This window comes from Streptomyces sp. NPDC126510 (genome assembly GCF_040302345.1).
Lineage (GTDB): Bacteria > Actinomycetota > Actinomycetes > Streptomycetales > Streptomycetaceae > Streptomyces.
The window spans coordinates 24,543-46,864 of the sequence record NZ_JBEORR010000027.1 but is presented as its reverse complement, the minus strand read 5'-3'; the positions used below and the strand labels follow the sequence as shown (position 1 = coordinate 46,864).

Here is a 22,322-nt window from a genome sequence, read left to right as displayed (position 1 = left end):
GGGAGTGGAACGCGAGGACCGCTCCGGGAGGGCTTCACGATATGGGAAACTGGTCTAGACAACCCTGAAAACCGAAGGGCAGCAACACATGGCTGAGCGCCGCGTCAACGTCGGCTGGGCCGAGGGTCTCCACGCCCGCCCCGCCTCCATCTTCGTCCGAGCCGCCACGGCCGCAGGCGTCCCGGTGACGATTGCCAAGGCTGACGGCAACCCCGTCAACGCGGCCTCCATGCTGGCCGTCCTGGGCCTCGGCGCCCAGGGGGGCGAGGAGATCGTCCTCGCCTCCGACGCCGAGGGCGCGGACGCCGCCCTCGACCGGCTGGCGAAGCTGGTCTCCGAGGGTCTCGAGGAACTGCCCGAGACCGTCTGATGTCCCGAGCGCCCGATGCGGCGCACAGCGAAGGGCTCGTCCGAATTCACCGGGCGGGCCCTTCGCCATTTCCGGGCCATTCCGGGCAGGAATTCCCGTGTCCGGGCAGCAGAAATAGGCCCCCGAGAATTCATCTCTCTTTGTATACGGCTGTCGTGTTAATGCCGCAGGCTCGCCGTGTTTACGGGATGTTGCGAGTTCCTCACACGGTCGGCGCGTTCCTCCGCGGAGCCGAGGCGCAGACGGTGCGCGCCGGTCGCGCGCTCGGTGTGCAGCGCCGTGACCGCCCGGGCGCGCTCGCCGTCCCCGCGCGCCACCGCGTCCACGATCGCTCCGTGCTCCGCCCAGGACTCCACCGGGCTGAGCGGCGCCTGCACGGCGTACATCCACGTGATCTTGTGGCGGAGCTGGGTGAGCATCGAGGTCAGGGCGGGGCTGCCGGAGGCCTGGGCGAGCGTCTCGTGGAACCAGGCGCCGAGGGAGCGCAGGTCGTCGCTGTTGCCGCGACGGGCCCGGTCCTGGCCCAGCCGGACCAGTCCGCGCAGGACCTTCAGATGCGCCTCGGTGCGGCGCTGGGCGGCGCGGGCCGCACCGAGCGGCTCCAGGAGCATCCGCATCTCCAGCAGGTCGCCGGCCTCCTGCTCGGTGGGTTCGGCCACGCACGCGCCCGCGTGCCGGCGGGTCACCACGAAGCCCTCGGCCTCCAGCGTGCGCAGCGCCTCCCGGACGGGCACCCGCGAGACGCCGTAGCGGCGGGCGAGGAGTTCCTCGGTGAGCCGGCTGCCGCGTGCGTGGACACCCGCGACGATGTCGTCCCGGATGGCGGTGCACACCGAGTGCGCGGGAATACGCATGACCGACCTCCGCTTAATCCCCGTGAAACGCCGGCGAGCGGCGCGTGATTCTGTGACTCTATTGCAATGAGCCGGAATTTCCGACGGCAGGCGGGAATCCAGGGATATTTTTTGGACAGCGGGCATCCGGCGGCACCTCACGGGTCATCCGGCGGGCGTCCGGAAAACACCGAAAGCCCCGGCTCGGGGAGCCGGGGCTTCGGAAACGGTGGAGGGTCCGGGTCAGACGCCGACGCCGTGCGAGCGGAGGTAGGCGACCGGGTCGATGTCCGAGCCGTACTCGGGGCTCGTACGCGCCTCGAAGTGCAGGTGCGGGCCGGTGACGTTGCCGGTCGCGCCGGACAGGCCGATCTGCTGACCGGGGGTGACCTTCTGACCCACCGAGACGCCGATGGAGGACAGGTGGCCGTACTGGGTGTACGTCCCGTCGTTCATCTTGATCACGATGTTGTTGCCGTAGGAGCCGCCCCAGCCGGCCTCGACGACCTCGCCCATGCCGACCGCGTGGACGGAGGTGCCGGTGGCGGCGTGGAAGTCCACGCCGGTGTGGCTGCCGGAGGACCACAGGCCGCTGCTGGCCTTGTAGCCGGTGGAGACGTACGAGCCGGAGATCGGGGCCACGTAGGCGTTGAGGCGCTTGCGCTCGGCCTCGCGGGCGGCGCGCTCCTTGACCTCGCGGGCCTTCTCGGCCTCCGCCTTGGCCTTCTCCGCCACCTCGGCGGCCCGCTTGCGGGCGGCCTCCTCGGCCTTCCGCTTGGCGGCGGCCTCTTCGGCGGCCTGCCGCTGCGCGACGGCCTGGGCGTCGATCTGCTGGGCCACGGTGTCACCCATGGTGACGACCGGGGTGAGGCCGGTCTGCTCGGCGCTGGGCTCGGCGGCGAAGGCCGCGGGGGCCGCCACGGTGCCGATCACGCCGGTGGTGGCGAGGGCCGCGACACCCGCCGCGCGGGCGGTACGGCGCTGGATCCTGCTGGGACGACGGTGCTTCCCGGTGGCGCGAGTGAACGCCATGTGGTGGCTGGTCCTTTCCTTCCCTCTCGCCTACCGGGTTAGCTGACGGGTTCGGAGCAGGAAGGTCTCCTACGGACTCCCTCGCGGCACGCGCGGGCGTCCGATTCACCCCAGGGACTGCGATGGGTCCCCGGCTCCCCTGGCTCGCGCCGTACGGGGACTCGGCGATGACTGTCCGGTGCCGCGGGTGCGGCGCACTGCCTGACGAACAGCCCGGACGACGCTAAGCGGCGCCACTTTCAATTCCCAAACGGATCCCAGCTTTTGTAGCGCATCCCACAGGGCAGACAGGCAACTCCCATCCCAATTCGGGCATAAAGGGGCCCTGGTGCCTTCGAAGACATCCAGGGCCCCTCAGCGCGCGTGCCGCTACTCGGCGGCGACGACGCTGACTTCGCCGATGCCGAGGGCCTCGACAGGCGCCTTGATCTGCGCCGCGTCACCGACGAGGACGGTCACCAGCCGGTCCACCGGGAAGGCGCTGACGGCCGCCGCGGTGGCCTCCACCGTGCCGGTCGCGGCGAGCTGCCGGTACAGCGTGGCCTGGTAGTCGTCGGGCAGATGCTGCTCGACCTGGTCGGCCAGCGTGCTCGCGACGGCCGCTGCCGTCTCGTACTTCAGCGGCGCGACGCCGACCAGGTTCTGCACGGCGACGTCCCGCTCGGCGTCGGTCAGCCCCTCAGCGGCGAGGGTACGCAGCACCGTCCAGAGGTCCTCCAGAGCGGGGCCGGTGTTGGGCGTGTCCACGGAGCCGCTGATGGCGAGCATCGCCGCACCCGTTCCGTCGGGGGCGGACCTGAGGACCTGGCCGAACGCCCGTACGCCGTAGGTGTAGCCCTTCTCCTCGCGCAGGACGCGGTCCAGGCGCGAGGTGAGCGTGCCGCCGAGGCAGTACGTGCCGAGCACCTGCGCGGGCCACACGCGGTCGTGCCGGTCCGGGCCGATCCGGCCGATCAGCAGCTGCGTCTGGACCGCGCCCGGGCGGTCCACGATGACGACCCGGCCGGTGTCGTCGGCGGTCACCGGCGGCACGGGCCGCGGCTCGGCCGGGGAGCCCGTCCAGGCGCCCAGCGTGTCCCCGAGCAGGGCGTCGAGGTCGATGCCGGTGAGGTCCCCGACGACCACGGCGGTGGCCGTGGCCGGGCGGACGTGCTTCTCGTAGAAGGCGCGTACGGCCGCGGAGTCGATGGCGGCGACGGTCTCCTCGGTGCCCTGCCGCGGCCGCGACATGCGCGCGTCCGCCGGGAACAGCTCCTTGGAGAGCTCCTTGGCGCCCCGGCGGGACGGGTTGGCCAGCTCGTGCGGGATCTCGTCGAGACGGTTGGCGACCAGCCGCTCGACCTCGCTGTCGGCGAACGCGGGGGCCCTCAGGGCGTCGGCGACCAGTCCCAGTCCCTTGGTGAGCCGGGAGGCCGGCACCTCCAGACTGAGCCGGACGCCGGGGTGGTCGGCGTGCGCGTCGAGGGTGGCGCCCGCGCGCTCCAGCTCGGCGGCGAAGTCCTCGGCGGAGTGCTTGTCGGTGCCCTCGGAGAAGGCCCGGGCCATGATCGTGGCCACACCGTCGAGGCCGGCGGGCTCGGCGTCCAGGGGGGCGTCGAGCAGCACCTCCACAGCGACGACCTGCTGGCCGGGGCGGTGGCAGCGCAGCACCGTGAGGCCGTTGTCGAGCGAGCCGCGCTCGGGGGCCGGGAAGGCCCACGGCTTGGCGTCGCCCGCCTGCGGCCGGGGGTGGAAGTCCATCGTGGCGAGCTCGGTCACCGGGCCGCCTCCTCGTTCTCGTCCTGGTCGGCGGGGGCTTCGGGGGCGGTCGGCTCGTAGACGAGCACCGCGCGGTTGTCGGGCCGCAGGCGGGCCTTGGCGACCTCCTGGACCTCCTCCGGCGTGATCTCCAGCACGCGCTGGACGGCGGTCAGGGCGAGCTGCGGGTCACCGAACAGCACGGCGTACCGGCACAGTTCGTCGGCGCGGCCCGCGACCGTACCGAGCCGGTCCAGCCACTCGCGCTCCAACTGGGCCTGGGCGCGCTCCATCTCCTCGGCCGTGGGGCCCTCCTCGGCGAACCGGGCGAGCTCCTCGTCGATGGCGGTCTCGATGACCGGGACCTCCACGTCACCGGACGTCTTCACGTCCAGCCACCCCAGGGAGGGTGCCCCGGCGAGCCGCAGCAGGCCGAAGCCGGCCGCCACGGCCGTACGGTCGCGGCGCACGAGCCGGTTGTACAGGCGGGAGGACTCGCCGCCGCCGAGGACGGTGAGGGCCAGGTCGGCCGCGTCGCACGCGCGCGTGCCGTCGTGCGGCAGCCGGTAGGCGGCCATCAGGGCACGGGCCGGGACCTCCTCCTCGACGACCTCGCGCAGCTGGTCGCCGATGGTCTCCGGCAGCGAGCCGTCGCGCGGGGCGGGCTTGCCGTCGTGGCCGGGGATGGAACCGAAGTACTTCTCGACCCAGGCGAGGGTCTGCTCCGGGTCGATGTCGCCGACCACGGAGAGCACGGCGTTGTTCGGCGCGTAGTAGGTGCGGAAGAAGGCGCGCGCGTCCTCCAGGGTCGCCGCGTCCAGGTCGGCCATCGAGCCGATCGGGGTGTGGTGGTAGGGGTGGCCCTCCGGGTAGGCGAGGGCGGTCAGCTTCTCGAAGGCGGTGCCGTAGGGGACGTTGTCGTAGCGCTGGCGGCGCTCGTTCTTGACGACGTCGCGCTGGTTCTCCATCGACTCGTCGTCGAGCGCGGCCAGCAGCGAGCCCATGCGGTCGGCCTCCAGCCAGAGGGCGAGCTCCAGCTCGTGGGCGGGCATGGTCTCGAAGTAGTTGGTCCGCTCGAAGCTGGTGGTGCCGTTCAGCGAGCCGCCGGCACCCTGGACGAGCTCGAAATGACCGTTGCCCTTGACCTGCGCGGAACCCTGGAACATCAGGTGCTCGAAAAGGTGAGCCAGGCCGGTACGCCCCTTGACTTCGTGGCGTGAGCCGACGTCGTACCAGAGGCACACCGCCGCGACCGGGGTCAGGTGGTCCTCGGAGAGCACCACGCGCAGGCCGTTGGCCAGGCGGTGCTCGGTCGCTGTCAGGCCCCCGGAGCCTGCCTGGGCTGTGGCCGTGTGACCCATGGGCATGTACATCCCTTCACTCGCGAGCGGTTGTTGAGACCGCGTGTTCCTGCCGGTCCTGCCACTGTATGCAAGCGTGCGGAGCCCTGGTGAAGTTCCCGGCGGCGACCTGGGACCGAGAGCGCGGGATGCGGCCCGGACCGGGCCCTGGTCCCGGTTGTCAGTGCGGCGGTCCACAATGGTCGGCGTCAGATCCGGATCGCAGCAGCATGAGCGAGCCGCAGGGGCGGTCGGTGACGAGAGGGCGAGCGCGCGCAGGCCCGCAGGGCTGAGTACGGTCGGTGTCTCGTCAGCGCACGAACGCCTTGTAGGCGAGCGACCAGTAACAGGAGGAGCCGGCAGCGATGGCCCGCCGCAGCACGAAGACCCCGCCGCCCGACGACTCGTACGAGGAGCGGATCCTCGACATCGACGTCGTCGACGAGATGCAGGGCTCCTTCCTCGAGTACGCGTACTCGGTCATCTACTCCCGCGCCCTGCCGGACGCACGCGACGGCCTCAAGCCGGTGCACCGCCGCATCGTCTACCAGATGAGCGAGATGGGCCTGCGCCCCGAGCGCGGGTACGTCAAGTGCGCCCGGGTCGTCGGCGAGGTGATGGGCAAGCTGCACCCGCACGGCGACGCGTCGATCTACGACGCCCTCGTGCGCATGGCCCAGCCCTTCTCGATGCGGGTCCCCCTGGTCGACGGCCACGGCAACTTCGGTTCCCTGGGCAACGACGACCCGCCGGCCGCCATGCGGTACACCGAGTGCCGGATGGCCGAGGCCACGAGCCTGATGACGGAGTCCATCGACGAGGACACCGTCGACTTCAACCCCAACTACGACGGCCAGGAGCGGGAACCGGTGGCCCTGCCCGCCGCCTTCCCGAACCTCCTGGTCAACGGCGCCTCGGGCATCGCGGTCGGCATGGCCACGAACATGGCGCCGCACAACCTGCGCGAGGTCATCGCCGCCGCCCGCCATCTGATCCGGCACCCCAACGCGGATCTCGACGCCCTGATGAAGCACGTCCCGGGCCCCGACCTGCCCACGGGCGGCCGCATCGTCGGCCTGTCCGGCATCCGGGACGCCTACGAGTCCGGCCGCGGCAGCTTCAAGATCCGGGCGACGGTGTCGGTGGAGCCCGTGACGGCCCGCCGCAAGGGCCTCGTCGTCACGGAGCTGCCCTTCACGGTCGGCCCCGAGAAGGTCATCGCCAAGATCAAGGACCTGGTCGGTTCGAAGAAGATCCAGGGCATCGCCGACGTCAAGGACCTCACCGACCGTGCGCACGGCCTGCGCCTGGTCATCGAGATCAAGAACGGCTTCGTGCCGGAGGCCGTCCTGGAGCAGCTCTACAAGCTGACGCCGATGGAGGAGTCCTTCGGCATCAACAACGTGGCCCTGGTCGACGGCCAGCCGCTCACGCTGGGCCTCAAGGAGCTCCTGGAGGTCTACCTCGACCACCGCTTCAACGTCGTACGGCGGCGCTCGGAGTTCCGCCGCGGCAAGAAGCGCGACCGGCTGCACCTGGTGGAGGGCCTGCTGACGGCCCTGCTGGACATCGACGAGGTCATCCGCCTGATCCGCTCCAGCGAGAACTCCGCGCAGGCCAAGCAGCGCCTGATGGAGCAGTTCTCGCTGAGCGAGGTGCAGACGCAGTACATCCTGGACACGCCGCTGCGCCGTCTGACCAGGTACGACCGCATCGAGCTGGAGACGGAGAAGGACCGGCTCACCGCGGAGATCGAGGAGCTGACCCGGATCCTCGACTCGGACGCGGAGCTGCGCAAGCTCGTCTCCTCGGAACTGGCCACGGTCGCGAAGAAGTTCGGCACGGACCGGCGTACGGTCCTGCTGGAGTCGGGTGGTGCCCCGGTGGCGGCCGTGCCGCTGCAGGTGGCCGACGACCCGTGCCGGGTGCTGCTGTCCTCCACGGGGCTGCTGGCCCGCACGGCGAACGGCGAGCCGTTCGCGGAGGACGCCGCCGCCCAGCGCGTGAAGCACGACGTGATCGTCTCGGCGGTGCCGGCCACCGCTCGTGGCGAGGTGGGTGTGGTCACCTCGTCGGGCCGGCTGCTCCGGCTGAACGTGATCGACCTGCCGCAGCTTCCGGAGTCGCTGTCGGCGCCGAACCTCGCGGGGGGTGCCCCGCTGGCGGAGTTCGTCTCCCTGGAGGACGACGAGACGGTGGTCTGCCTGACCACGCTCGACGAGTCGTCGCCGGGTCTGGCGCTCGGGACGGCACAGGGCGTCGTCAAGCGCGTGGTGCCGGACTACCCGGCCAACAAGGAAGAGCTCGAGGTGATCGGCCTCAAGGAGGGCGACCGGATCGTCGGCGCGATCGAGCTGCGCACCGGTGAGGAGGATCTGGTCTTCGTCACCGACGACGCACAGCTGCTGCGCTTCCAGGCGTCCCAGGTCCGCCCGCAGGGCCGCCCGGCCGGCGGTGTGGCGGGCATCAAGCTCGCCGAGGGCGCGAAGGTCATCTCGTTCACGGCGGTGGACCCGGCCGTGGACGCCGTCGTCTTCACCGTCGCGGGCTCACGGGGCACGCTGGACGACTCCGTCCAGACGACGGCGAAGCTGACCCCGTTCGACCAGTACCCCCGCAAGGGCCGCGCCACCGGCGGAGTCCGCTGCCAGCGGTTCCTGAAGGGCGAGGACTGTCTGTCCCTCGCCTGGGCGGGCCCGGTCCCGGCCCTGGCGGCGCAGAAGAACGGCACTCCGGCCGAGCTCCCGGACATCGACCCGCGCCGGGACGGTTCCGGGGTGTCCCTGGCGAAGACGGTGGCGGTGGTGGCGGGGCCGGTCTAGGCGGTGGTGGCGGGGCCGGCCCAGGCGGTGATGGCCGGGCCGGTCCAGGCAAGGGAGGCCGGGGCGGTTCAGGCCGGGTCGGCGCCGTCCTCCTCGGGGTCGCGCACGTACCGCAGGACGCCCCACATGCCGTGCTCGTCGGCGTGTGGGGCCTCGCTCCGGCACGCCTGGAGTTCCTTCTCGAGAGCCGCGGCGTCGATGCCCGAGCCGATGAGGACGAGCTGGGTGAGGCGTTCGGAGTCGACCGGCCAGGGTTCCGGGTAGAAGCGCAGGAAGCGCCCGACGGCATGGACGGCGTAGCGGTTGCGGATGTCGTACGGCCCGAAGTCGACGTAGCCCTTGATCCGGTACAGCCCCTCGGGCCGGCTGTCGAGGAATGTCATCAGCCGGCGGGGATCGACGGGCGTCTCGGAGACGAACGACAGGCTGTCGTAGGCGGCGTGCAGATGGCCGGCGTGGGCGTCCGGGCTGTGCGGGTGCGGGTCGACGTGGTGCGGATCGTGGCCGTGCTGGTGGTCGTGGGGGTCGTCTTCGTGCAGGTCGTCGAAGGACAGCTGCCCGATGCGTTCCTCGCTCGGCCGGCAGTCGAAGAGGAACTCGGGGTCGATCCGGCCGTAGGTGGCCGGGACGACGGCTGCGCGGTCGACGAGGGACCGGACCAGCCCGAGGACGCGTTCACCGTCCGCGGCCCGGTCGAGCTTGTTGACCACGACGAGGTCGGCCAGCGCGAGATGCCGGTCGATCTCGGGATGCCTGGCCCGGGTGTCGTCGAACTCGGCCGCGTCGACGACCTCGACGAGCCCGCCGTAGACGACCCCCGGGTGCTCGCTGGCCAGCAGCATCCGCACGAGCTCCTGCGGCTCGGCGAGACCGCTGGCCTCGATGACGATGACGTCGATGCCGACGGAGGGCTCCGCGAGCCGCTCGAGGTACTGGTCCAGTTCACTCGCGTCGACGGCACAGCACAGACATCCGTTGCCGAGGGAGACCGTCGAGTCGCCGAGCGCTCCGGCGACCGCCATCGCGTCGATCTCGATCGCCCCGAAGTCGTTGACGAGGGCGCCGATACGGCTTCCGCCGCTGCGGTGCAGGAGGTGATTGAGCAGGGTGGTCTTCCCCGAGCCGAGGAATCCGGCCAGGACGACGACCGGGATCTGCTGCGGTTTCGGGCTCGGCTGGCTCACCGTGCGACCTCTCTCGCGCCGACGCGTGCACCGGCTCGCGTTCCCGGCACACGTGGGGGATGGGGATGCCGCCCCAGAATACGAGCCGCGAGATCCACGCCGAAGCGAACGGGTCGGCTGCGCACCTCGCCACCCCCGGGTCGCGGCACCCTCACCGGACACGAACGCTCAGGCGGGTACAGGCGCCGGCGCCTGCGGCCCCACGTACCGGGCCACCGGCCTGATGATCTTCGTGTCCTCCGCCTGTTCCAGGATGTTGGCGCTCCAGCCCACCGCCCGCGCGGCGGCGAAGGTCGGGGTGAACATCTCGCGGGGCAGGCCGCAGAGTTCCATGACCACGCCCGCGTAGTACTCGACGTTGGTGTGGAGTTCCCGGCCGGGCTTCAGCTCCGCCAAGATCGCCTCGATGTGGCGCTCGACTTCGACGGCGAAGTCCACCCGCGGGCCACCGAACCCCTGGGCGACCTCGCGCAGCATCCGGGACCGTGGGTCCTCCGTGCGGTAGATGGCATGCCCGAAGCCCATGATGCGCTCACCCGCGAGCACCCGTTGACGCACCCAGGGCTCGATCCGGTCCGGGGTGCCGATCGCGTCCAGGGTGTCCAGCGCCCGGCTGGGCGCACCTCCGTGCAACGGGCCCGACAGCGCGGCCACCGCCCCGGCCAGGCACGCCGCCACGTCCGCGCCCGTCGAGGCGATGACCCGGGCCGTGAAGGTCGACGCATTGAATCCGTGATCAATGGTTGAGATCAGGTACTGCTCGATCGCCCGCGCGTGCGGCTCGGCCGGCACCGAACCGGTCAGCATGTAGAGGTAGTTCGCCGCGTAGGACAGGTCCGCGCGCGGCTCCACCGGTTCCAGCCCGTTGCCCAGCCGGTGCAGCGCCGTGAGCAGCGTGGGCACGGCCGCGGCCGCCTCGATCGTGTCCTGCCTGCGCCGGTCGGCGTCGATGTCGTACACGGGGCGGAATCCCTTCGCCGCGCCCAGCAGCGACAGGGCCGTACGCATCCCGGCGAGCGGCCCGGAGCGGCCGCCGGCCGCCGCGATGGCGGGCAGTGCCGCTCGCACCTCGTCGGGCAGCCGCCGCAGCGCGGCGGTCTCGGCCGCGAAGACCGCGCTCTGCCCGGCGTCCGGCAGTTCTCCGTGTACGAGCAGATGCCAGACGTCCTCGAAGCCGCGGGTCCGCGCGAGGTCGACGGCCGAGTACTGCCGGTAGTGGTAGAAGCCCTCCCGGCCGCGGACGTCGCCGATCCGGGTGTCGGTGACGACGACCCCGGCGAGCCCCCGGGGCGCTTCGAGAAGAGTGGCTGCTGACCTGGTGACGGACATGACTTCCTCCCTGAAGTTGATTTGACTGTCCATGATTGATTCAGTGCGTGTCAATATTGATTGAATCAATATTTGAGTCAATGGTCCGCCACACGGATACGGTGAAGCTCATGCGCGATCAAGAACCCGCCCCCCTCGGCTCGGAACGACGGCTGAGCACCAAGGAGGCCGCCGAGCTGCTCGGTGTGAAGCCGGAGACCGTGTACGCGTATGTGAGCCGCGGCCAGCTCAGCAGCCGGCGGGTGAGCGGCGGGCGCGGCAGCACCTTCGACGCCCGGGAGGTCGAGGCCCTCGCCCGCCGCAACAGGCGGGAGAGCCCGGGCGGTTCCAATTCCGGCGGCGAGCTGTCCGTACGCACCCGGATCACGCTCATCGAGAACGACCGCTACTTCTTCCGCGGTGTCGACGCCGTCGACCTGGCCACACGGCACACCTACGAGGAGGTCGCCGAGTGGCTGTGGACGGGCCGGATGCTCCCTGGCCGCACCTTCACCGCGCCCGCCGCCTCCGTCGCCGTCGCCCGCCGGGCCGTCGAAGCCCTGCCCGAACACGCCGCTCCCGCCGACCGCTTGCGGGTGGCGACGATCGCCGCCGCGACCGCCGACCCGCTGAGGTTCGACCTGTCCGAGGAGGCCGTGCTCGGCACCGCGCGCACCCTCATCCCCACCCTCGTCGACGCGCTGCCTCCCGCGGGTCACCACCGCCGCGACGAGGGCCCCCTGGCCCGCCGCCTGTGGAGCAGGCTGTCGGTGCGCGAGGACCCCGACGAGGCATCCCTGCGCGCCCTGGACGCCGCCCTCGCCCTCCTCGTCGATCACGACCTGGCCGCCTCCACCCTCGCCGTACGTGTCGCCGCGTCGGCCCGCGCCCACGCCTACGCGGCGGTCTCCGCGGGGCTGGGCGTGATCGAGGGCCCGCTGCACGGTGCGGCCGGCGGACTCGCCCACCGGCTGCTGCGGGACGTGCTCGAACAGGGCGACGCGGCCCCCGTGATCGCGGGCGAACTGCGCGCCGGACGCCGCATCCCGGGTCTCGGCCATCGGCTGTATCCGGGTGAGGACCCACGCGCGCGTGCCCTGTTCGGCCTCCTGGAACAGGTCCCGCGTGCCGAGCCCGCTCTCCTCGCCGCCCGCGACATCGTGGAGACCACCGCCCGCCACGCCCCCCTGCACGCCAACGTGGACCTGGCCCTGGCCGTGCTCACCGCGTCGAGCGGCATGGACCCGACCGCGGGCGAGACGATCTTCGCCGTGGCCCGGACGGCGGGCTGGATCGCCCACGCTCTGGAGGAGTACGGCGAACGCCCGCTGCGGATGCGGCCCAGCGGTCTCTACGCGGGCCCGAAACCTCCTCAGCCCCTGCCGGAGTAAAACGGAGGGGGCCGAAAGCCGCGCGGAGCAAGTCAGGTTAGGCTCACCTCTGTGAGTACGTGCTCTAGCGTCTCCCGGGACTTCGACGAGCCCGTTTCGGGAACCGCGGCCACCGCGAGGACCTGGCTGTTGCTGGAACAGCCCGGTCCGTGGGGTGCCAAGGCGCTCACTTCGAGCCACCTGGACCCCGTCCTGGGGCGTGCCCTGGAGTCGGCCGCGAAGGACACCGGCGTACGGATCGCGCTCATCCGCCGCCCCGGCCGCCACGCGGACCGCCGCATGCCCGCCACGCGCCGGGTGTACGCGGCGCACGTCGTCCCGGGGAACGTGTGGCTGCACAGCGCCTCGACCCCGGACCCCGGGCAGCTGCTCGATCTCGACTTCGCGGCACTCGGCCGGGGTGACCACCGCACGTTCGACGTACTGCTCGGCGGCCGGCCCCACGACGGCGACCCGCTGGCCCTCGTCTGCACCAACGGCAAGCGTGACCGCTGCTGCGCCCTCCTCGGCCGTCCTCTCGCGGCCGAGCTGGCGACGTCCGGGGTCGAGGGCGTCTGGGAGGTCACCCATCTGGGTGGCCACCGCTTCTCCCCCACCGTGCTCGTGCTGCCGTACGGCTACGCGTACGGCCGGGCCGAGGCCCACTCCCTCAAGGAGGTCCTGCACAGCGCGCGGGAGGGCCGGATCGTCATGGAGGGATGCCGGGGCAGCTCGGCCTGGGAACGGCCAGGTCAGGCTGCCGAGCTCGCCGTGCGCACCAGGACCGGGGAACACACGGCGGAGGCTCTGAGCGTCGTCCGGACGGTCGGCGCGGCACCGCGCTGGGAGGTGACCGTCGCCCACACCGACGGACGCCGCTGGCAGGTCGGCGTGGCCCAGGCCGCGGGCCTGCCGCCTCGCCCGGAGAGCTGCGGGGCGTCCGTCCTCGGTTCACCCGCGCGGATGGACGTGGTGGCGGTGCGCGAGGTGCGGGTCGCGACGGCCCTGGCCGGCTGAGCGCCAGGATCACCTTCGGGCTGCGCCGGCCCGACAGCACGGATGTCATCGCTTCGGGTCATGAGGCGGCCTCCGCACCAGGCGGGGGCGACTCGCTCTCACATCAATCTGGAGATCCACGCCACACCCGTCTGGGGCGGGTGGCCGTCCGCACGTACGGTCTTCGGTATGAGCCCCACTCCCCCCGCACGCCGCCTGCGCCTCGGCCTGCCCCGGCGGGTGTTCTCGCAGGTGCTGCTGATGCAGGTCGCGATAGCCGCGGGAGTCGCGGTGCTCGCGACCGGCCTGTTCCTCGCTCCCCTCGGCGATCAGCTGGACGACCAGGCGATGCGCCGTGCGCTCGCGATCGCGCAGACGACCGCGCAACTGCCCGACCTCGCGAAGGACCTGCGGGACACTCCCCCGACGCCGAACGGCCCGGTGCAGCGGGAGGCGGAGCGGATCCGGAAGGCCACCAAGGCCGAGTACGTCGTCGTGATGGACTGGCGGGGCGTGCGCTGGTCGCACACGGACCCGGAGCAGATCGGCGGCACGGTCTCCACCGACCCCGGCCAGGCCCTGGCCGGCAGGGAGGTCATGGAGATCGACAGCGGCACCCTGGGCCGCTCCGCCCGCGGCAAGGTGCCGCTGCGCGACAGCGACGGCCATGTCATCGGTGCGGTATCGGTCGGCATCGCCTACGACAGCGTCCGGGCCCGTCTGATCCACGCGATCCCGGGGCTGCTCGCGTACGCCGGGGGCGCCCTGGCCGTGGGCGCGCTGGCCGCGTGGGTCATCTCACGGCGAGTCCAGCGGCAGACCAGGGACCTGGCCTTCTCGGACATCGCGGCGCTCCTGTCCGAACGTGAGGCGATGCTGCACGGCATCCGGGAGGGCGTAGTGGCCCTGGACCGCGCCGGCCGCATTCGCCTCGTGAACGACGAGGCACAGCGCCTGCTGGGGCTCGGGGAGACGGTCGTGGGCCGCTCCCCGGACGAGGCGCTCGGCACCGGCCGTACGGCCGACGTGCTGGCCGGACGCGTCACCGGCACGGACCTGCTCACCGTGCGCGGCCAGCGGGTGCTGGTCGCCAACCGCATGCCCACCGACGACGGCGGCGCCGTGGCCACCCTGCGCGACCGCACCGAGCTGGAGCAGCTGGGCCGCGAGCTGGACTCCACCCGCGGTCTGATCGACGCCCTGCGCGCCCAGGACCACGAGCACGCCAACCGTATGCACACGCTTCTCGGGCTGCTCGAACTGGAGATGTACGACGACGCCGTCGAGTTCGTCGGCGAGGTGGTCGGCGACCACCGGGCCACCGCGGAACAGGTCACCGAGCGGATCGAGGATCCGCTGCTCGCCGCCCTGCTCGTCGGCAAGGCGACCGTCGCGGCCGAGCGGGGCGTCGCCCTGTGGGTGTCGGACCGGACCCGGCTTCCCGACCGCCTGGTCGACCCACAGGGTCTCGTCACGGTCGTGGGAAACCTGGTGGACAATGCCCTCGACGCCGTCGCCGGCAAGCCGCACGCGCGCGTGGAGGTCGAACTGCGCGCCGAGGGGCGTACGGCGATCCTCCGGGTGCGTGACACGGGCCCGGGCGTCCCACCGGAACACCGCGAGTTGATCTTCACCTCGGGATGGTCTACGAAGAAGCCGCCGGCTCACCGCGAGCGGGGGATAGGACTTTCCCTGGTGCGCCGGCTGGCCGAACGGCAGGGTGGCAGCGCGACCGTCGGCGAGGCACACGGCGGGGGTGCGGAGTTCACCGTCGTCCTGCCCGAGGCACTGGCCGAGCCGGGTCCCGAACCGGCCGTGCCGGCCATGCCGTCAGCTCCGCAGACCGCCGAGAGGGAGTCGTGATGATCGAGGTCCTGGTCGTGGACGACGACATGAGAGTCGCGAAGGTCAACGCCGCCTACGTCGAGAAAGTGCCGGGCTTCCATGTCGCCGGTGTGGCCCACAGCGCGGCCGACGCACTGCATCAGCTGGAGACACCGCCCCGGCTGGACCTGGTGCTCCTGGACCACTACCTGCCGGACGCCACGGGGCTCGCCGTGGTCCAGGAGATGCGGCGGCGCGGCGACCAGACGGACGTGATCATGGTGACGGCGGCCCGGGACGTCTCCACCGTGCAGGCGGCGATGCGGCACGGGGCGCTGCAGTACCTGGTCAAGCCGTTCGCCTTCGCCGGCCTGCGCGCCAAGCTGGAGGCCTACGCGGAACTGCGCCGCACCCTGGACGGCGGCGGGGAGGCGGAACAAGCCGAGGTGGACCGGATCTTCGGGGCCCTGTCGGCGCCGTCGGAGCCCGACTTGCCCAAGGGGCACTCCCCCACCACCGCCGAGCTGGTCCGCCAGTCCCTGATGCACGCGGACGGGCCCCTGTCCGCCCAGGAGATCGCCGAGCGGACCGGGGTGAGCCGCCAGACCGCCCAGCGCTATCTGAAGCTCCTGGAGCGCACGGGACGGGCCAGGCTCACCCTCAAGTACGGCGACGCGGGCCGCCCGGAACACCGTTACGTGTGGGCGACCCGCGGTTAGGCCGTCAGCCGCCTGGTCTGCCGAAGGTTCGACGACGCTCGCCGTCCTGGTCACGGCACCGCAGGCACCGCCCCTACGCCGCTCCCGCACCCGTCAGCGACCGCACCTCGGTCTCCGCGTGTTTGGCCTCGTCGGGAACCTCCGCCGAGGTGGCCGTGCCCAGCCAGCCCGCGAGGAAACCGAGGGGGATCGAGACCAGGCCCGGGTTCTGCAGCGGGAAGTACTGCAGGTCGACGCCCGGGAAGAGGGAGTCGGGGCTGCCGGAGACCACCGGGGACAGCACCACGAGCACCACCGCCGGGATCAGACCGCCATAGACGGCCCAGACGGCGCCCCGTGTGGTGAAGCCCGGCCAGAAGAGGGAGTAGAGCAGCACCGGCAGGTTCGCCGAGGCGGCGACGGCGAACGCCAGGCCCACGAGGAACGCCACGTTGAGATCCCGCGCCAGCAGGCCGAGTGCGATCGCCACCGCTCCGACGCCGACGGCCGCGACACGGGCCACGGCCACCTCACTGCGCGCCTTTCCGCCCCGTCGCCGCAGGGAGGCGTACAGGTCGTGGGCCACGGACGCCGAGGACGCGAGCGTGATACCGGCGACCACGGCGAGGATCGTCGCGAAGGCGACCGCGGCGACGATCGCGAAGAGAACCGTCCCCCCGGTGGATCCCGCCCCACCGCCCAGATCGAGCGCCAGCAACGGAACCGCCGTGTTCCCGGCCGCGTTCGACCCGCGCACCGCTTCCGGCCCCAGGATGGCGGCCGCGCCGAACCCGAGCACGATGGTCATGAGATAGAAGCCGCCGATGAGCCCGACGGCCCAGACGACCGAGCGGCGGGCCGCGCGCGCCGTGGGCACGGTGTAGAAGCGCGACAGGATGTGCGGCAGCCCCGCGGTACCCAGCACCAACGCCAGCCCCAGGCTGATGAAGTCGAAGCGGGCGGTCCAGTCCCCGCCGTACTTCAGCCCCGGCGCCAGAAACGCCGCTCCGTGTCCGCTGCGCCCGGCCGCCGTGATCAGCAGCCGGTCCACGTCGCCGTGGAAGCGCACCAGGACGAGCACCGTCAGCACGACGGTGCCACCCAGCAGCAGAACGGCCTTGACGATCTGGATCCAAGTAGTCGCCCGCATCCCTCCCAGCGACACGTAGACGACCATGAGCGCGCCCACCCCGATGACGGTCCAGGACCGCGCCGCGTCACTCGTGCCGCCGAGCAGCAGCGCCACCAGGCTGCCCGCGCCGACCATCTGCGCCACCAGATACAGAACGGACACCGTCACCGAGGAGGCGCCCGCCGCGATCCTGACCGGCCGCTCCCTCATCCGCGACGCCACGACGTCGGCGAGCGTGAACCGACCGCAGTTGCGAACCAGTTCGGCGACCAGGAACAACACGACAAGCCACGCCACCAGGAACCCGACGACATACAGCAGCCCGTCGTAACCGAACAGCGCGATAAGTCCGGTGACCCCCAGGAAAGAGGCGGCCGACATGTAGTCGCCCGCGATGGCAAAACCATTTTCCATGGGCGAGAAGAGCCGCCCGCCGGCGTAGAACTCCTCCGCCGAGCCGCGCCTGTTGCGGCTGACCCAGGTGGTGATCCCCAGTGTGACCGCGACGAACGCGCTGAAGAGCAGCAACGCCAGCGTCTGGTGTTCCTCCGTCACGACCTACCACCGTTCACACCACGCGTCAGTTCCTGTGTGTCCCAGCGCAGTTCGAGCGCGGCGCGGTCCCTGCGCAGCCGCGCGTGCCGTGCGTACGCCCAGGTGAGCAGAAACGTGGACAGGAACTGCCCCAGCCCCGCCACCATCGCCACGTTCACCGCTCCCGCGACGGGCCGCGCCATCAGCTCCGGCACTGTCGTGGCGGCCACGACATAGGCCACGTACCAGGCGAAGAAGGCCACGAACGCCGGCACCACGAACCTCCGGTACCGCCGCCTCACCTCCTGAAAGGCGGCACTGCGCTGGACTTCCCGGTACACATCGGCCGCAGCGGCCTCAGCCACGCCCTCTCCCCGTACAGGCGGAACCAGCCCATGGGCCTGCGCCCCGTCCCCGGCCGACTCGCCCCAGCCGGAGGCGAGGGCGTCGTACCAGGGATCGTTGTACCTGAGCTGTCCGGCCTCCTCGGGCGGAACCGGATCACGACCGTGGAGAGGCTCGGCCCAACTCTCCTGGCCCGCTCCGCCGCCGCGGGGACGGCCCTTGCTTTGCTGCATGCCCAAGGATGGACAGAACGGGAAGTTCCCCGACTCTTCTTCCCTTCGCTCTTCACCCCATCAGGTGACAAACCCGCTGGTGGCCGCACGAGTCCCTTCCCGAAGGCGTAACGCACCGCCTGTGCACGGTCCTTGAGTCCGGTCTTGGTGAAGAGGTTGTCGATGTGGGTCTTCACGGCCGGCCCGGACGAGCAGCGTGCCGGCGAGCCCCACAGCGGAGCAGAGCTGTCCTGGTGAACGCCCGTCACCATGCCCAGCGCGTACAGTCCGCCCCTCAGCCCGATACCGACGGCCCATACACCGACGCTCGCCGTGCTGCTCCTGCTCCAGACCGTGCCGTCCGGCTCCGCCCATATACGGGTGGTCCGGGCCCAGCCGGCGCCCGTGGCCAGGCCGACGAGCACTTCGGCGCCGGCGCTCGCTGTCGATCCGGCGCGCACGGAACTGTCGGGCTATCACCACGAGGGCGACAAGCACGATCCGGTTGATTCCCGGCCGTGCGTCTCTCCACCCGAGGGTGGAGAGACGCCATTGGCGGCCAGACGCACGCGGAGGTTCAGGACGGTGGCCAGGCGATCAGGACAGTGACGGCGTGCTCAGGACGGTGACCTGGCACTCAGGCCGTGACCTGTCGCCTCACGCAGGCCGGACTCCGGCACCGACCTGGTCGTCTCGCTCACCCGGCCCGTACTCCGACCGCTCCCCGACGCCGCGGCTACGCGTCGATCCGTGACCGGTCCAGCGTGGCCGCCGAGTTGGAGATGAACTCCTTGCGCGGCGCCACGTCGTTGCCCATCAGCAGATCGAAGACCTGCTCGGCCGCCTCCAGGTCCGAAAGGTTGATCCGGCGCAGGGTGCGGTGGCGCGGGTCCATCGTCGTCTCGGCCAGCTGGTCGGCGTCCATCTCGCCGAGGCCCTTGTAGCGCTGGATCGAGTCCTTGTAGCGGATGCCCTTGCTCTGGAACTCCATCAGCTTGTCGCGCAGTTCGCGGTCCGAGTACGTGTAGACGTACTTGTCCTGGCCCTTCTTCGGCTGGACGATCTCGATGCGGTGCAGCGGCGGCACCGCCGCGAAGACCCGGCCGGCCTCGACCATGGGCCGCATGTAGCGGTGGAACAGCGTCAGCAGCAGGGTGCGGATGTGCGAGCCGTCGACGTCGGCGTCGGTCATCATGATGATCTTGCCGTAGCGCGCGGTGTCGATGTCGAACGTCCGACCCGAGCCGGCTCCTATGACCTGGATGATCGCACCGCACTCGGCATTCTTCAGCATGTCCGTCACAGACGACTTCTGGACGTTGAGGATCTTGCCGCGGATCGGCAGCAGCGCCTGGAACTCGGAGTTCCGGGCGAGCTTCGCCGTGCCGAGCGCGGAATCGCCCTCGACGATGAACAACTCGCTGCGGTCGACGTCGTCGCTGCGGCAGTCGGCCAGCTTGGCCGGCAGCGAGGACGACTCCAGGGCCGTCTTGCGACGCTGCGCGTCCTTGTGCTGCCGGGCGGCGATGCGCGTACGGGCCGCGGCGACGGCCTTCTCCATCACGACGCGGGCCTGCTGTGCGGCGTCCCGCTTCGTGGACGTCAGGAACGCCTTGAGTTCCTTCGTGACCACGTTGTTCACGATGCGGCGGGCCGCCGAGGTCCCGAGGACCTCCTTGGTCTGGCCCTCGAACTGCGGCTCGGCGAGGCGCACGGTGACGACCGCGGTCAGGCCCTCCAGGGCGTCGTCCTTGACGATGTCGTCCTCGGCGACGCGAAGGAGCTTCTTGGCGCGCAGCACCTCGTTCATCGTCTTGGCGACGGCCTGCTCGAAGCCGGCGACGTGGGTGCCGCCCTTGGGCGTGGCGATGATGTTGACGAACGACCGAAGCGTCGTGTCGTAGCCCGTCCCCCAGCGCAGCGCGATGTCGACGCCCAGCTCCCGGGTGACCTCGGTGGGCGTCATCTGACCGTGGTCGTCCAGGACGGGGACGGTCTCCTTGAAGGTGCCCTGCCCGGAGAAACGGAGCACGTCGCAGACCGGCTTGTCGTTGGCCAGGTACTCGCAGAACTCGCTGATGCCACCGTCGAAGCGGAAGGACTCCTCGCCCTTGCTGCCGCCCTCGCCGAGCCCGTATTCGTCACGCACGACGATGGTCAGGCCGGGCACCAGGAACGCGGTCTGGCGGGCGCGCTGGTGCAGCGTCTCCAGGTTGAGCTTGGCGTCCTTGAGGAAGATCTGGCGATCGGCCCAGTACCGCACGCGTGTACCGGTGCGGGTCTTCGGGATCTTCTTGGCCTTGCGCAGGCCTCCCTTGGCCTCGAACTTGGCGTCCGGGCCGCTCCCGGCGAACGCACCGGGCACACCGCGCCGGAAGCTGATCGCGTGGGTGTGCCCACCGCGGTCCACCTCGACGTCCAGCCGTGCGGACAGGGCGTTCACGACGGAGGCGCCGACGCCGTGCAGACCGCCGGAGGCGGCGTAGGAGCCGCCTCCGAACTTGCCGCCGGCGTGCAGCTTGGTCAAGACGACCTCGACACCGGAGAGGCCGGTCTTGGGCTCGACGTCGATCGGGATGCCCCGGCCATTGTCCCGGACCTCGACCGATCCGTCGTCCTGGAGGATCACCTCGATGTGGTCGCAGTACCCGCCGAGGGCCTCGTCGACGGAGTTGTCGATGATCTCCCAGACGCAGTGCATCAGGCCACGGCTGTCGGTCGACCCGATGTACATGCCCGGGCGCTTGCGCACGGCCTCGAGCCCCTCGAGGACGAGCAGGTGCCGCGCGGTGTAGTTGGATCCGTCCCGGTCTGCTCCTGCCAGCAGAGCTGTGGACGGCACGGACGTCTCGGCGGTCACGCGGTTCGCTCCTCGCTGAATTTCGGATGGGGCCCTCGTGGGTAAGGGCGCGGCTTCAGTCACCGGTGAGAGGGTACCGAGGCCTGGTAGAGCCGTTGTAACGCCACCCTCGTCGAAAACTCACACTAGTCCACACTCGCATGAGTGTTCGATCCCTCGATGGAGTGAAGTACACATCACGTTCCCTTCCAGGCATGAACCATTTAGGCTCCGGGCACGTCCTCATGAACAACCGGCAACCCAGCCGGGAGGACCGACCACCGATACAACGCGAAGCCCCGTAAGACACATAGACACGCAATACGGCACATTCGCCGCCAACCGGCAGCAGACAGCCGCCTCGCAAAGATTCTTTCGAGGAAAAGCCACGAGCGGGAACGTTTTGGGGCTGGTTGGATGTTGACCCTGGTACGACAGCTCGTCGAGCTAGAGAAGAGGCGACGTGACTACTGTTCTGACCCCCGCGAGCCCGCTGACGGCCGCTGATCGCTGCGACCGCTGCGGCGCCCAGGCGTACCTGCGCGTCGTCCTGCTGAGCGGCGGAGAACTGCTCTTCTGCGCCCACCACGGTCGCAAGTTCGAGCCGGAACTCAAGAAGATCGCCGCTGAGATACAGGACGAGACGGAGCGGCTCACGTCCGTTCCCGCGAACACCGCCGAAGAAGAGCGCTGACACCTCGCGTCCGACGACGAGCCAGCCCGGCACAGGCCGGTGGACGGGCGGCTGCCTCTGACCATCAGAGGCAGCCGCCCGTCCTCGTCCGCCCACCCGGCCCAGGCTCCGCCGGGCGCCTCAGACCTGTGCGGAAGTCGACCGCGTCCAGCCGAGCGTCCGCATGATGTCGGACACACGCATGTACACCCCGGGGTTGCCCTCCTCACCACAGCCGGTCCCCCAGGACACAAGTCCGATCAACCGCCCCTTGGCCACCAGCGGCCCTCCGCTGTCGCCCTGGCAGGCGTCCCGCCCTCCTTTCGCCTCCCCGGCACACAGCATGCTCGTGCCGTCGTAGGTGCCTTCGGAGCCGCCCGGATATGCCTCCTCGCACAGCGCATCGGGAAGCACACGCACACGTGCGGCCCGCAGACTGTCCGAGTAGTCGCCGGCACCCGAGGTGTCACCCCATCCGTAGACCGTCGCTGTCCCGCCTGGCGTGTACGCAGGGTCACCGTCGGCCGCCATGGTGACGGCTGATCCTCCTTGCAGAGGTTCGGCGAGAGTGAGCACGGCGAAGTCCCCGTCGTTGCTGTCCTCGTCGTAGGCCGGGTTCACCCATGCGCGGCGCACAGCGACCTCTTGGCCGACGCGGCCCGCAAGCAGGTTCGTGCGCCCGGCTATGACTTTGAGGTCCCGTACGCGCTCTAGCGGCACTCCCAAATTGCTCTCGTCCAGGCAGTGGGCCGCGGTGAGGACGGTAGTGCGCCCGACCGCCACACCGCCGCAGAACTGACCCGCTCGCGTACCCCCGAACCGGTCACGACTGGACAGCGCCACCGTCCACGGGCTCTGGGATATCTGGACGGGGAATCCGCCTATGACCACGCTGTCGGCGGCCACAGGGGCGCTGGAGCCCATTGACAGGGCGGGTACCGAGGCCGCCAGGGCCAGCGGCAGGAACAGAGCTCGTGCCAGACGACGCATGCGCGCTCCTCACTCCGTGGTGTCGATGAGACACCCAGAGTGATTCACCGTGCCCCTCCCCGCACCCGCGGCGAGGCAGCACG

17 protein-coding genes, 1 pseudogene and 1 riboswitch are annotated in these 22,322 nt (G+C 70.9%); of the genes and pseudogenes, 7 read left to right on the top strand and 11 right to left on the bottom strand.

What is annotated here, in order from left to right:
• The first annotated feature begins 88 nt into the window (after positions 1-88).
• Entirely contained in the window at positions 89-370 is a 282-nt protein-coding gene (locus ABTX60_RS31605) for an HPr family phosphocarrier protein (RefSeq protein WP_003993478.1), read from the top strand.
• A gap of 158 nt (positions 371-528) precedes the next feature.
• Here ABTX60_RS31605 and ABTX60_RS31600 read toward each other — a convergent pair whose 3' ends face one another.
• The 4 genes from ABTX60_RS31600 to ABTX60_RS31585 all read right to left on the bottom strand — a co-directional run bounded on the left by ABTX60_RS31600 (position 529) and on the right by ABTX60_RS31585 (position 5,333).
• Complete coding sequence (locus ABTX60_RS31600; RefSeq protein WP_352100430.1) at positions 529-1,224, bottom strand: GntR family transcriptional regulator; 696 nt, start codon at positions 1,222-1,224, stop codon at positions 529-531.
• 222 nt (positions 1,225-1,446) lie between these two features.
• Positions 1,447-2,235 carry a M23 family metallopeptidase gene (locus tag ABTX60_RS31595; protein WP_352100429.1) on the bottom strand — a complete coding sequence of 263 codons (789 nt, stop codon included), beginning with the start codon at positions 2,233-2,235 and terminating at the stop codon, positions 1,447-1,449.
• A gap of 12 nt (positions 2,236-2,247) precedes the next feature.
• Positions 2,248-2,412: riboswitch (cyclic di-AMP (ydaO/yuaA leader) on the bottom strand.
• Positions 2,413-2,604: 192 nt separating this feature from the next.
• A complete protein-coding gene (locus tag ABTX60_RS31590) occupies positions 2,605-3,993 on the bottom strand; it encodes a M16 family metallopeptidase (RefSeq protein ID WP_352100428.1) in 1,389 nt (462 codons plus the stop codon).
• Positions 3,990-5,333 (bottom strand): M16 family metallopeptidase, encoded by a 1,344-nt coding sequence (locus ABTX60_RS31585; RefSeq protein WP_352100470.1) that lies wholly within the window; start codon positions 5,331-5,333, stop codon positions 3,990-3,992. Before ABTX60_RS31585 ends, ABTX60_RS31590 begins: the two co-directional genes overlap by 4 nt.
• A gap of 344 nt (positions 5,334-5,677) precedes the next feature.
• Here ABTX60_RS31585 and ABTX60_RS31580 point away from each other — a divergent pair, with 344 nt between their 5' ends.
• Positions 5,678-8,134 (top strand): DNA gyrase/topoisomerase IV subunit A, encoded by a 2,457-nt coding sequence (locus tag ABTX60_RS31580; RefSeq protein WP_352100427.1) that lies wholly within the window; start codon positions 5,678-5,680, stop codon positions 8,132-8,134.
• Positions 8,135-8,202: 68 nt separating this feature from the next.
• Here ABTX60_RS31580 and ABTX60_RS31575 read toward each other — a convergent pair whose 3' ends face one another.
• A complete protein-coding gene (locus ABTX60_RS31575) occupies positions 8,203-9,318 on the bottom strand; it encodes a CobW family GTP-binding protein (RefSeq protein ID WP_352100426.1) in 1,116 nt (371 codons plus the stop codon).
• A gap of 168 nt (positions 9,319-9,486) precedes the next feature.
• On the bottom strand, positions 9,487-10,647 hold the full coding sequence (locus ABTX60_RS31570; RefSeq protein ID WP_352100425.1) for a citrate synthase/methylcitrate synthase: 1,161 nt from the start codon (positions 10,645-10,647) through the stop codon (positions 9,487-9,489).
• A 110-nt stretch (positions 10,648-10,757) separates the two neighbouring features.
• On the opposite strand from ABTX60_RS31570, the gene ABTX60_RS31565 reads away from it, so the two are divergent.
• The 4 genes from ABTX60_RS31565 (at position 10,758) to ABTX60_RS31550 (ending at position 15,535) form a co-directional block, all read left to right on the top strand.
• Positions 10,758-12,017, top strand: a complete 1,260-nt coding sequence (locus ABTX60_RS31565) for a citrate synthase (protein ID WP_352100424.1) — start codon at positions 10,758-10,760, stop codon at positions 12,015-12,017.
• Positions 12,018-12,068: 51 nt separating this feature from the next.
• Entirely contained in the window at positions 12,069-13,013 is a 945-nt protein-coding gene (locus ABTX60_RS31560) for a ferredoxin family protein (protein ID WP_352100423.1), read from the top strand.
• Positions 13,014-13,181: 168 nt separating this feature from the next.
• Positions 13,182-14,855 carry an ATP-binding protein gene (locus tag ABTX60_RS31555; protein WP_352100422.1) on the top strand — a complete coding sequence of 558 codons (1,674 nt, stop codon included), beginning with the start codon at positions 13,182-13,184 and terminating at the stop codon, positions 14,853-14,855.
• Positions 14,855-15,535: a response regulator gene (locus ABTX60_RS31550; protein WP_352100421.1), complete on the top strand. Its 681-nt coding sequence runs from the start codon at positions 14,855-14,857 to the stop codon at positions 15,533-15,535. Before ABTX60_RS31555 ends, ABTX60_RS31550 begins: the two co-directional genes overlap by 1 nt.
• Positions 15,536-15,608: 73 nt before the next feature.
• Here the strand turns inward: ABTX60_RS31550 and ABTX60_RS31545 are convergent, their stop codons facing one another.
• From ABTX60_RS31545 to ABTX60_RS31525, 4 genes and pseudogenes are all read right to left on the bottom strand, one after another.
• Positions 15,609-17,201: a monocarboxylic acid transporter gene (locus ABTX60_RS31545; protein WP_352100420.1), complete on the bottom strand. Its 1,593-nt coding sequence runs from the start codon at positions 17,199-17,201 to the stop codon at positions 15,609-15,611.
• Positions 17,198-17,758, bottom strand: coding sequence for a DUF485 domain-containing protein (locus ABTX60_RS31540; RefSeq protein WP_352100419.1), 561 nt, complete (start codon positions 17,756-17,758; stop codon positions 17,198-17,200). Before ABTX60_RS31540 ends, ABTX60_RS31545 begins: the two co-directional genes overlap by 4 nt.
• Positions 17,759-17,829: 71 nt before the next feature.
• Positions 17,830-17,946: pseudogene (locus tag ABTX60_RS31535) on the bottom strand (DNA-binding response regulator); the annotation flags it as partial.
• A gap of 527 nt (positions 17,947-18,473) precedes the next feature.
• Positions 18,474-20,597, bottom strand: coding sequence for a DNA gyrase/topoisomerase IV subunit B (locus ABTX60_RS31525; RefSeq protein ID WP_352100418.1), 2,124 nt, complete (start codon positions 20,595-20,597; stop codon positions 18,474-18,476).
• A gap of 442 nt (positions 20,598-21,039) precedes the next feature.
• On the opposite strand from ABTX60_RS31525, the gene ABTX60_RS31520 reads away from it, so the two are divergent.
• A complete protein-coding gene (locus ABTX60_RS31520) occupies positions 21,040-21,270 on the top strand; it encodes a DUF7455 domain-containing protein (protein ID WP_104781245.1) in 231 nt (76 codons plus the stop codon).
• Positions 21,271-21,390: 120 nt separating this feature from the next.
• Here ABTX60_RS31520 and ABTX60_RS31515 read toward each other — a convergent pair whose 3' ends face one another.
• Positions 21,391-22,239 carry a S1 family serine peptidase gene (locus tag ABTX60_RS31515; RefSeq protein ID WP_352100417.1) on the bottom strand — a complete coding sequence of 283 codons (849 nt, stop codon included), beginning with the start codon at positions 22,237-22,239 and terminating at the stop codon, positions 21,391-21,393.
• Between the last annotated feature and the right edge of the window lie 83 nt (positions 22,240-22,322).